The following is a 10463-nucleotide window of genomic DNA, read 5'->3' on the forward strand; positions in this document are numbered from 1 at the left end:
CTCCGCTAGCGCCGAGATTCTACAGTTATGTGACAGTCCCACTGCGTCGCAGGACGATCCACACGCCGCGTGCACACGTCACGGACTTGTCACCTCACCGTCATCACCGTGATGGAAGACGGGATTCGCAGCAGGTAAAGAGGTAATAGAGATCGAGATGGCCGGCAAAACGCTTGGGACAGCCCCTACCATCGATTCCAGCGCCAGCGTTCAGGGCTCGACGCTTGGCGCTTATTGCGAAGTCGGCGCACGCACGATGCTGCTCGACGTCACCATGGGCGACTACTCCTACGTGGTGAACGACGCCCAGATCACCTATACGAGCATCGGCAAATTCTGCTCGATCGCGGCGATGACGCGGATCAATCCCGGCAACCATCCGATGCATCGGGCGACGCAAGCCCACTTCACCTATCGCGCCAGCGCCTATTTTCCTGGCGAAAGCGACGACGCCGAGTTCTTTGCCTGGCGCAAGCAACATCACGTGAAGATCGGTCACGATGTCTGGATCGGCCATGGCGCGATCGTGCTGCCCGGCCGCAGCATCGGGACTGGCGCGGTGGTTGCGGCCGGAGCCATCGTCACCAAGGACGTGCCGGCCTATACGATCGTCGCCGGCAATCCCGCCCGCCCAATCAAACGTCGCTTTCCGGAAGAGATCGCCGAACGGCTTGTCCGGCTGGCGTGGTGGGATTGGGATCACGAGGCGCTGCGCGCGGCATTGCCGGACTTCCGGCAGTTGGCGATCGGTGATTTTCTGAGCAAATATGAGTCAGCACTCGACGTCAGTGACCGGGTGCGGCAAAGTGCCTCTCATGACTGATTTCATTGTCTCAGGTGGCCGGGCACTGCTCGGCGACGAATTCGTCGAAACATCCCTCTTCATTGCCCAAGGTAAGGTTGCCGGAATCGGCACAATCCGCCGCGGGTCTGACCTCGAACTCGACGCGCGCGAGCTTCTCGTTCTTCCCGGCATCGTCGATCTGCATGGCGACGCGTTCGAGCGCCAGATGGAGCCGCGTCCCGGCGTCGGCTTCCCGGTCGACGTGGCGCTGATCGACAGCGACCGCCAGGCGATCGCGAACGGCATCACCACAGTGTTTCACGCGACGACCTGGTCGTGGGAGCCCGGCCTGCGCAGCGGCGACAATGCACGCCGCCTACTCGAAGCGATCGAAGCCTTGCGGCCGCGGCTTGCAGCCGACACGCGTTTCCATCTCCGTCACGAAACCTACAATCTCGATGCCGAGGCGGAGATCGGACAGTGGCTGGCAGCGGGGCGGATAGACGTCTTCGCCTTCAACGATCACATGGATTCGACGCTCGCCTCCCTCGATAAGCCGCAGAAGCGCCAGCGCATGGTCGACCGGACCGGACTATCCGGCGAGGCCTTCGATCGGTTGGTGGCCGAAATCGTCTCGCGCGCCGATGAGGTGCCGGCGTCGATTGCGCGCCTGGCCACTATCGCTCGCGACGCCGGCGTGCGGATGCTCTCGCATGACGACGATACGCCGGCGATGCGCAAGGCCTTCCGCGCGCAGGGCGTGACCATTGCCGAGTTCCCAGTCAATGAGGTGACGGCGCGGGAAGCAGCAGCGGGCGGCGATGCGATCGTCTATGGCGCGCCGAATGTCGTCCGCGGCGGCAGCCACACGGGATGGACCAAGGCGAGCGACATGATCGCAAAAGGCCTCTGCTCGGTGCTGGCCTCCGACTATTACTATCCGGCGCCGCTGCTCGCCGCCTTTCGCCTCGCCGCCGACGGTGTGCTGCCATTGGCACGTGCATGGGACCTTGTCTCGGGCGGACCAGCACGCGCGGCGGGCCTGTCCGACCGCGGCACGATTGCCGATGGTCGCCGCGCGGACATCGTCCTGGTCGACGATCGATTGCCTATGCGGCCGCGCATCGTCGCCGTGATCTCCAACGGCCGCGTGGTCTACCTGACTGAAGCTGACCGGCTCACAGCGTCACGATACGCTCGCGCGGCGGCCGCGGAGTAAGTCGACGACAATGGCCCAATTTCCACGTTATGCGATCTACTATGCGCCGCCCGCAGCGGGCCCGCTCGATGGCTTCGGCAACGCTCTGCTCGGCTATGACGCAAGAAGCGGTCGTGACGTGGCATTTGCGGACGGGATTGTGAAAGTCGTCCCCGACTGGCGCGACCTGACCGAAGACGCGCGCAAATATGGCTTCCATGCGACGTTGAAAGCGCCGTTCGGACTCGCCGTTGGAAAGAGCGAAGCTGACCTGATCGCAGCGTGCGCGGCCTTCGCGGCCCCGCCGCGCACGATCCCGATCATCCGACCGGTGGTGGCGGCGATCAGCGGCTTTATTGCGGTCGTGCCAGGCGATCGATCTGACGCGCTTCAGGCATTCGCAGCGGATTGCGTCTGCGCCTTCGACACCTTCCGCGCGCCGATGAGCCCAGAGGATCGCGCGCGCAGACGACCGGAGGCGCTGCCGCCGCGCCAGCTTGAATATCTCGATGCCTGGGGCTACCCGTACGTCATGGAGGAATTCCGCTTCCACATGACATTGACGTGCCGGCTTGAGGCCGCGCGTCGCGAGCCGATCCTGTCGATGCTGCAGGCACGCTTTGCCGAGATTGGCCTCGCGCAGCTCGCCGTCGATTCGATCGCCCTGTTCCGTCAATCCGATCCGGCAACGCGCTTCCGCATCATCGGCGCCTGGCCGCTCGCGAGCAGCGCTGCCCGATAACGCGCGTCAGTGCGATGCGCCGGTGTAACGCGTCGGCGCCTGATCCTCATACACGGCAAGCGGTGGCGAGATGTCGGCACGGTCGCGCGGCAGCGCGTCGCGCATCTCCTTCTGGAGGAAGGCGATGAGCTTCTCCCGGACTTCGCAGCGCAGATCCCAGGCCTGAGGCGCGTTGCGGGCGCTGACCAGCGCACGCAATTCCATGGTGCGCGAGTCGGTGTCGGTGACCTGCAGATTGACCACCGCGCCATCCCACAATTTGGATTGCTTCACGATCTCCTCGAGCCGCTTGCGGATCCTGGGCACGTCGGCCGCATAATCGACATGCAACATCACCGAACCGATCAGGGAGGCTGCATCGCGCGTCCAGTTCTGGAACGGGCGCTCGATGAAATAGGACAGCGGCACCACCATCCGCCGCCAGTCCCACAGGCGGATCACGACGTAGGTCGAGGCGATGTCCTCGACCCAACCCCACTCGTTCTCGATGATCACGGCGTCCTCGATCCGGATCGGCTGGGTGACAGCGATCTGCACGCCGGCAATCAGATTGCTGAGCAGTGGCCGCGCCGCGAGACCGACGATGACACCGGCGGCACCGGCCGAGGCGAACAGGCTAACGCCATACTGTCTGACCGAATCGAACGTCATCAGCGCAGTCGAAACTGCCACGATGATGATCAGGGTGTCGGTGACACGCTTGAACACCCGGACCTGGGTGACGTGCTTGCGCGCCAGGAAGTTCTCGGCAATGTCGTTGCGGAAGCGCTGCAAATAGCGCGTCGCGGCGAGATCGACGACGCGGATCGTGATCCAGCCGATCAGCGCGATCGTCGCGACCGCGAAAACATGCGTCAGCGCCGGCCGCCAGCCGTCGCTCAGCGGCGCCAGCGGCAGGACCAACGCAACGGCAATCAGACAGAGAGCAAGGCGAGCAGGTCCGGCGGTTCGCTGCAGGATCGGCAGCAGGATCGAGTTCCGTGCACCGATGGTCCGTCTCACCAGCGCGCGGATGACCTTGTAGATCAAGAGTGCGCCGATGATGGCGCCCGCAATCAAACCAGGTCCGACCACCCATTCCGGTGCCAGGCCAGAGATCCGCTCGACCAATTCCTGCATGCCCGCTCTCTCCCTTCCATTTTGGGAGCGAGACCAACTCATCAGCGCGTCCTCGGATCACCCGGCAGCTGCACTGCAGCATGCGCTTGATGCATGGCCGAGGTGCCTGGAACGGCGTGCCCTCTCCAGGTCTACACGCCAACAATACGCAGTTGCAGCATAACGCTGCCGATTGTTGCTTTCCTGACAATCCACTGATGTTGCAAGTGAATGGCATATCGCTTGCAATGCACAATACGCCTCGCTATTGCAGCGCAGTAATTTCTTGGAGTGCACCATGCTCGGAATTGGAAGTAAGTTGCCGTCGTTCGAAATCGTCGGCGTGAAGCCCGGTTTTCACTTCCAGGAGGAGAAGGGCGAGAGCGCCTTCGAAACCCTGACGGAAAGCAGCTTTCCCGGTAAGTGGAAGATCATCTTCTTCTATCCCAAGGACTTCACCTTCGTCTGCCCGACCGAGATCGCGGAATTCGCGCGTCTGTCGAAGGACTTCGCGGATCGCGATGCCGTCGTGCTCGGCGGTTCGACCGACAACGAGTTCTGCAAGCTGGCCTGGCGGCGCGACCACAAGGACCTGCACCAGTTGCCGATCTGGCAGTTTGCCGACACCAAGGGCACGCTGGTCGATGGTCTCGGCGTACGTTCGCCGGACGGGGTCGCCTATCGCTACACGTTCATCGTCGATCCCGACAATACGATCCAGCACGTCTATGCGACCAACCTCAACGTCGGCCGCGCCCCGAAGGACACGCTCCGCGTGCTCGATGCGCTGCAGACTGACGAGCTCTGCCCCTGCAACCGTGAAGTGGGCGGTGCGACGCTGAAGGTCGCCTGATCATGTCGATCGACCAGCTGAAGGACCAGATCCCGGACTTCGCCAAGGACGTCAGGTTGAACCTGTCATCGATGGCGTCGGACGAGACCCTGTCGCCGCAGGCGAAATACGGCCTGTTCGTGGCTTGCGCGATCGCGACCCGCAATCCGGTTGTCGTGGCTGCGTTGGAAGCGGCTGCCGTCGAGCACTTGTCGCCGGCTGCACTTGCGGCAGCAAAGTCCGCGGCCGCGATCATGGCCATGAACAACGTGTATTACCGCTTCGTGCACCTTGCCTCGAACAAGGACTACGCCACGATGCCGGCGCGGCTGCGCATGAACGTGATCGCCAATCCTGGCGTCGACAAGGCCGATTTCGAGCTATGGTCGCTGGCGGTCTCCGCCATCAGCGGCTGCGGCACCTGCATCGATGCGCATGAGAAGGCGCTGAACGATGCCGGCGTGAGCGCCGCCACGATCCAGACCGCGGTCCGTTTCGCCGCAATCATCCAGTCGGTCGCGGTGGCGATCGAAGCGGCCGGGCTTCCCCTCGTCCAGGCAGCCGAGTAGCCGCAAGCGACTCAAAAGTCCGCGGCCTGACATTGGCCGCGGGCTTTTCACGGAGATCGAGCAATACCGCCGCGGCCCGGGAATCGGCGCATCGGTTGCATAAGCATCGATTGCGCAAGCCATCGGTTGCAGACCTGCGACGGGTCGCGTAGCGTCGTCGTCGTGACGATCACATCTCCGGGCTCGCCGAGCCGGCAAAGCGTATGACGCCAAAGCAAGCGGAGGCAGCGCCATGATCCAAGATCCTGCTGACCTCGATCTCGGTCCCCTCGCGGCGGTGCTTTATGGACCGACCGACGATGCCGACAGCCTCCTCTCGGATTTCGCGCAAGCACTGCTGCGCCAGGGTGTCCGCGTCGGCGGCGTCGTCCAGAACAATGTCCGCGATGCCGTCGGCAAGAAAACCGGCATGGAAGTGATCGATCTGGCCGACGGTCATGCGATCTCCATCTGTCAGCCGCTCGGCAGCGGCGCCATGGCATGCACGCTCGACGCCGGCGGTCTTGCCGAGGCCGCAGTGGCCGTTCAGCGGGCGATTGACGCCCGGGTCGACCTGATCGTGGTCAACAAATTCGCCAAGCAGGAAGCGGCCGGTGGCGGACTGCGCGATGAACTCGCCCAAGCGATCGTATCGGGGATACCGGTCCTGACAGCCGTTCCTGAAAAATGCGTCGCAGAATGGCAGGCATTCACGGCCAATTGCGGAACGACCTTGCAGCCGTCGCGAGACGCGCTCGACGCCTGGTGGCGCGAGATGTCGTCGGGGCTGCACCGCGCGCGCGAGACCTCTGCATAACGTCCTGCAAGGCGCGTTCGCGATCATGCAGCGTGCGCTCATCGAGCGCGTTTCGCAACGCGCGAAGCCTTCAACGAGCTTGAGGGCTCCTGATCTCAAGCTGCACAAGCAATCCCAAGCTGCACAAGCAATCCAACAGCACTCAGCGTTCAAATGAACGGCTTGCCCCCGGTCACGGCAACCGTGGTCCCCGACGTATAGCTGGAGAGCGGGTCGGCAAGCATCACATAGGCGGTCGCAAGCTCGGCTGGCTGTCCGGCGCGCTTCATCGGCACCTGTTCGCCGAAGCTCTTCACCTTCTCTTCCGGCATGGTGGAAGGGATCAAGGGCGTCCAGATCGGACCGGGCGCGACCGCATTGGCGCGGATGCCTTTCTCGGCCAGCATCTGCGCCAGGCCTCCGGTGAAATTCTGGATCGCGCCTTTGGTGGTTGCATAGGCGAGCAGACTGGGATTGGGCATGTCCGAATTGACCGACGCGGTGTTCACGATCGCGCTGCCCGGCTTCATGTGCGGCACAGCAGCCTTGGTGAGGTAGAACATCGCGTGGATGTTGGTGCGGAAGGTCGCCTCCCATTCTTCGTCGGAGATATCGCCGATATCTGCAAACGTCGCCTGATGCGCAGCATTGTTGACGAGAATGTCGATGCCGCCGAGCTCTTCGACTGCACGCTCGATCACGGCGCGACAATGGGCAGCATCCTGCAAATCGCCCGCGACGAGGACGACCTTTCGTCCTTCCTTCTCGATCAACGCCTTCACTTCCTTGGCATCCTCATGCTCGTTGAGATAGGCAATCAGGATGTCGGCACCTTCGCGGGCATAGGCGATCGCGACCGCGCGCCCAATCCCGCTATCCCCGCCGGTGATGACGGCCTTCTTGCCCTGCAGGCGGCCACAGCCCTTGTAGCTGCTTTCGCCGCAGTCGGGGCGCGGCTGCATCGCCGCGCTCGTTCCCGGCATGTCCTGCGACTGCGGCGGAAATGGCGGGCGAGGATAATCGGACATCAGGCGCTCCTGCTGACAACGCTGGATCGAGGTGGTCGCATGGCGAATCAAAGTGCTTGCGAATGCTGGCCGCCCGGCCGTGAAATCTGGTGGAGGGAGGCAGCAGTCGCGTCGCCGTCGCGCGTGCGGGCGATGTCGCCGAGCGAGATGATGCCGACCAGCCGTTTGTCGCGATTGAGCACCGGCAATCGCCGCACCTGGATGTCGCCCATGTTCCAGGATACGTCCTCGAGCTCCTGATCGTCGAAGCAGTATTTGACCTCGGGCGTCATGATCTCACGGATCTTGGTTTCCGGGCCACGGCCGGCGGCGACGGCGCGCACGGCAATATCGCGGTCGGAGATCATACCGACCAGACGGTCATGATCGGTGACCGGCAACAGTCCGATATCGAGCGCCGCCATCGCCTCGGCGGCGTCCTTCAACGTGTCGTCGGGCGTGCAAAGCTGAACGTCAGTGGTCATCACGTCAGAGACCTTCATGGCATTCTCCTCGACATGGTTCGGCGCGGCATCGACCTCGGCGGCTCTCGAAACTGCAGACGCGGAGCAGGATCGGCCGTTCCAAATCGTCCTGTGCTTCGGGGCTTCGGAACACGCCGCCTGCCGGCGCATTGCTCCTGACATCCCCTCGGGAAGGACCATCGGCATGATCAAACCAGTTGAGCCCAACGGCCGCGAACCCGAACGTTCGGAAGACGATATTCAGCGTGACCAGCTCGGCCCGCGCGGCGTTCCCGGCGGACCCGATCCGGCGAAGATGACACCGCAACGCGATAAGAAGACGCCTGACCACGTCGATCCTGGCCACACCGCCTGATCGCGGAGCAGCCTGACCACGTCGGAAATGGCGTTCGATTACAGGAGCTCAACCGGGCAGAATGGTCGGCGGCGGCGCCTCGGCCTGCTCGCGCAGCTGCTCCATCTCCCGCAGCTCCTGCTCGGCCTGATACCAGAACTCATCCTGTTGGCCTTCGGGCCGGCCGGCCTGTTCCCAGAGCTGATGAGCCCGCTCACGCAGCTTTTCGTCCGTCGGCTGGTCCATGGGCACGATCTCACGCGAGAGGCGGTGCACGGCCCGCCCCTCCGGGGCTGGCGCAGCGAGGCCAGGCCGTGCAGGCACGTCCTGTAGACGCGACCTACATCGGCAATGCCCAACAGCGGATGTAGTTCCAAGCCAGGTCGGCTGCGGGCGGCTTACCGCTCCCAAAAGTTGCTAATCGCTAACGCTTGCGGCTGTCGTTCGGCGCTGCCTGCCTCGGCATGGTCGGCGCCGGACCGGTCGGCCCGCCCGCGCCTTGGCCGATCGTCGGCGTGTTGCTGTTGGCGCTGTCGCTCGCGGTCTGGTTGCGCCTCGGCGCGAGCCAGAACAGGGCCGCGACGATGACGATGGCTGCAATCACCGCGATCAGCATGGTGGCCCCGATCCCGCGCCGTTGCCGGCGAGAATTAAGCTCCTTGTTCTGATCGAGGTCGGTCATCGCGCGGCAGTCCCGCTCGTTCAACTGAGATTTCCCGGCATAAAACAGCGGATCGAGGTGCCGAGCGAGCCCTTGATCGGCCAGACCATTGTGCGGCCCGAGCGATTCGGCTCCGTGATGACGGCATCGTCCGGTACGACGATCCACTCCCCATCGAGGTGCACCCGATAATGCGTGCCTTGCATGTCCCAGTCGGGATCGGACACAGCAAGACCGTCGGCGTCCGAGCAACACGGTCCGCGTCCGCTTTTCAAACTATCGAACCAAGCCTTCAGGGGCGAGTTGGCATAGCGGCCATCGTCGCGCGCCAGCGCATGGTGGAGAGGCCACGCCGCCAGCAAGACGGGGAAGCCTAACGCGATCAACCTCTTCATCATCTGATCACCGCAAAGCAAAGGCAGTCACTGGCCCGGGAATACGGGTCACGCCTGCCGCGTCTTGCTCGTCAAATTCGCTGATCCAATGATGGTTCCTGCGCAGACGTTTGGGACCGCTCGCCAGCAACAGTCGGCATCAGGCCGCGTCCGCAGGAACGATGGCTTCGACAATGACCCCGCGTTCGACCGACGCGACAGTCAGGTTGCCGCCGAGCGCAAGCAAGCGCTCGCGCATGCCGGTCAAGCCGAAGCCGAGCTTGTGATCGGGCGACAATCCGCGGCCGTCGTCGCGAATGCAAACACGCGTGTAGCTGCGGCCGCCACGCAGGTAGCTCTCCGGCGTCGCCGGCTCGATGGCGACATCGACGGCGGTCGCCTCAGCGTGGCGAAACACGTTGGTGAGCGATTCCTGCACCACGCGATAAATCGTCAGATCGCCGGTTTCGCCATGCGCGCCGAGCGCATCCGAAATCCGGGTCTTGATCGCAACCTCAGGCCGCGCCTCTCGCCATAGCCGGACGAGCGCCCCCAAGGCCTCGCGCAAACCCAACTCGGCGAGCCCGATCGGCCGCAACCGCTCCAGAATACGGCGGTTGAACTGCTGAACGGCGTTCACCTGGTCAAGGATCGCCTGCCCGTGCCTGCGTATCGCCGCGACATCGACTGCGCCGGCTTCGGCGAGCCGCATCAGGGCGCTGGCATGCGCGCGCAGTGCGAACAAGTGTGGCCCGAATTCGTCATGCAATTCGCGGGCGATCTCCTTGCGTTCGTGATCCTGCAACGACACCGTACGTTCCGCGAGGCGCCGCTTCTCGTCCACCGCCTCCCCCAAAGTTGCAGCGAGATGATTGAGCTTCTGACAGATTGCGGCGAGCTCCGGCGATCCACCCGGCTTCACCCGGGCGTCATAGGCACCGCCCTCGATCTCGGCCATTGCCCGCGACAGGTCGGCAAGCGGCGACAGCGCGCGATCGACGACGCGCATGGTGATCAGGAACAGAACGGTCGCAATGACCGATCCCACCACAAGCTGGGTCAGAATGCCGTCCCAGATCTCGGCAATCTCATCGTCTGGATGCGACGTGATCACCAACCTGTCCGGCTGTCCTGCAATCGTAACGGGAACGACGACAGATGTTTTCGCCGGATGCACCAGCGCGACGAACCAATCCGGCGCCGCCCGCATGTCTTCACCCGAGCGATCGGTGCTCTGTACCAGCGAAGCATTCTGCCTGGTGACGCTGACGTGACGAAGCTGGCTCAGATCGCCGACGATGCGCTTCAGTTGTGCGTCCGGATCCTGTGCTTCGTTCAGCCCTGTGACGATGGTCTCGACAAAGCCGCGCGCCAGCCGGATCACGCTCTGATCCTCCGCGCGCACGCGCGGACCGGCCTCCCAAACCAGCCTGCCGATGTTGACCGCAAGTCCAAGCGTCAGCACCAGTGCAAGCAGCAGGTTGATCCGGGCGCGCAGGGACAAATTGTGCCACATTTGTTGATCCGCGATGCGTCTGGTTTCACTTAGCCCGCCGACATTGACAGACAAATCGGCGGGCGATCTAATCCAAGCACGACATTGC

Annotated in this window: 14 protein-coding genes; 7 read left to right on the forward strand and 7 right to left on the reverse strand. The window is 63.6% G+C overall.

The genetic code is table 11. The features are described from left to right. Positions 1–157 precede the first annotated feature (157 nt). Genes BRAS3843_RS34495 through BRAS3843_RS34505 form a run of 3 tightly spaced genes read left to right on the forward strand, consistent with a single transcriptional unit; the run spans position 158 to position 2724 of the window. A complete protein-coding gene (locus BRAS3843_RS34495) occupies positions 158–823 on the forward strand; it encodes a DapH/DapD/GlmU-related protein (RefSeq protein WP_008973876.1) in 666 nt (221 codons plus the stop codon). Beyond that, positions 816–2003 carry an alpha-D-ribose 1-methylphosphonate 5-triphosphate diphosphatase gene (locus BRAS3843_RS34500; RefSeq protein WP_008973877.1) on the forward strand — a complete coding sequence of 396 codons (1188 nt, stop codon included), beginning with the start codon at positions 816–818 and terminating at the stop codon, positions 2001–2003. The genes BRAS3843_RS34495 and BRAS3843_RS34500 overlap by 8 nt, the downstream gene beginning before the upstream one ends. 10 nt (positions 2004–2013) lie before the next feature. Further along, on the forward strand, positions 2014–2724 hold the full coding sequence (locus BRAS3843_RS34505; protein WP_008973878.1) for a DUF1045 domain-containing protein: 711 nt from the start codon (positions 2014–2016) through the stop codon (positions 2722–2724). A gap of 6 nt (positions 2725–2730) precedes the next feature. Here BRAS3843_RS34505 and BRAS3843_RS34510 read toward each other — a convergent pair whose 3' ends face one another. Next, positions 2731–3843 (reverse strand): mechanosensitive ion channel domain-containing protein, encoded by a 1113-nt coding sequence (locus BRAS3843_RS34510; RefSeq protein ID WP_008973879.1) that lies wholly within the window; start codon positions 3841–3843, stop codon positions 2731–2733. Between the two features lie 277 nt (positions 3844–4120). Here BRAS3843_RS34510 and BRAS3843_RS34515 point away from each other — a divergent pair, with 277 nt between their 5' ends. The 3 genes from BRAS3843_RS34515 to BRAS3843_RS34525 all read left to right on the forward strand — a co-directional run bounded on the left by BRAS3843_RS34515 (position 4121) and on the right by BRAS3843_RS34525 (position 6019). After that, the gene (locus BRAS3843_RS34515) at positions 4121–4675 is read left to right on the forward strand and encodes a peroxiredoxin (RefSeq protein WP_008973880.1); all 555 of its coding nucleotides are present in this window, start codon (positions 4121–4123) and stop codon (positions 4673–4675) included. Between the two features lie 2 nt (positions 4676–4677). Beyond that, positions 4678–5223, forward strand: coding sequence for a carboxymuconolactone decarboxylase family protein (locus BRAS3843_RS34520; RefSeq protein ID WP_008973881.1), 546 nt, complete (start codon positions 4678–4680; stop codon positions 5221–5223). 232 nt (positions 5224–5455) lie between these two features. Next, positions 5456–6019, forward strand: a complete 564-nt coding sequence (locus tag BRAS3843_RS34525; protein ID WP_008973882.1) for a DUF2478 domain-containing protein — start codon at positions 5456–5458, stop codon at positions 6017–6019. Positions 6020–6168: 149 nt separating this feature from the next. Here the strand turns inward: BRAS3843_RS34525 and BRAS3843_RS34530 are convergent, their stop codons facing one another. Next, positions 6169–7026 carry an SDR family oxidoreductase gene (locus tag BRAS3843_RS34530; RefSeq protein ID WP_008973883.1) on the reverse strand — a complete coding sequence of 286 codons (858 nt, stop codon included), beginning with the start codon at positions 7024–7026 and terminating at the stop codon, positions 6169–6171. Between the two features lie 47 nt (positions 7027–7073). Further along, entirely contained in the window at positions 7074–7508 is a 435-nt protein-coding gene (locus BRAS3843_RS34535) for a CBS domain-containing protein (RefSeq protein ID WP_008973884.1), read from the reverse strand. Between BRAS3843_RS34535 and BRAS3843_RS34540 the strand changes: the two genes are divergently transcribed. Continuing rightward, the gene (locus BRAS3843_RS34540) at positions 7507–7845 is read left to right on the forward strand and encodes a hypothetical protein (protein ID WP_035983788.1); all 339 of its coding nucleotides are present in this window, start codon (positions 7507–7509) and stop codon (positions 7843–7845) included. The genes BRAS3843_RS34535 and BRAS3843_RS34540 overlap by 2 nt on opposite strands. Before the next feature lie 48 nt (positions 7846–7893). Here BRAS3843_RS34540 and BRAS3843_RS40095 read toward each other — a convergent pair whose 3' ends face one another. The 4 genes from BRAS3843_RS40095 to BRAS3843_RS34555 form a co-directional block, all read right to left on the reverse strand. Then, on the reverse strand, positions 7894–8070 hold the full coding sequence (locus BRAS3843_RS40095; RefSeq protein ID WP_083841504.1) for a DUF2934 domain-containing protein: 177 nt from the start codon (positions 8068–8070) through the stop codon (positions 7894–7896). Positions 8071–8248: 178 nt separating this feature from the next. Continuing rightward, positions 8249–8506 carry a hypothetical protein gene (locus BRAS3843_RS34545; RefSeq protein WP_008973887.1) on the reverse strand — a complete coding sequence of 86 codons (258 nt, stop codon included), beginning with the start codon at positions 8504–8506 and terminating at the stop codon, positions 8249–8251. Between the two features lie 20 nt (positions 8507–8526). Further along, entirely contained in the window at positions 8527–8880 is a 354-nt protein-coding gene (locus tag BRAS3843_RS34550) for a hypothetical protein (protein WP_085967067.1), read from the reverse strand. A 139-nt stretch (positions 8881–9019) separates the two neighbouring features. Beyond that, positions 9020–10375, reverse strand: coding sequence for a histidine kinase (locus BRAS3843_RS34555; protein WP_008973889.1), 1356 nt, complete (start codon positions 10373–10375; stop codon positions 9020–9022). Between the last annotated feature and the right edge of the window lie 88 nt (positions 10376–10463).

The sequence above is a fragment of the Bradyrhizobium sp. STM 3843 genome, from assembly GCF_000239815.1.
Lineage (GTDB): Bacteria > Pseudomonadota > Alphaproteobacteria > Rhizobiales > Xanthobacteraceae > Bradyrhizobium.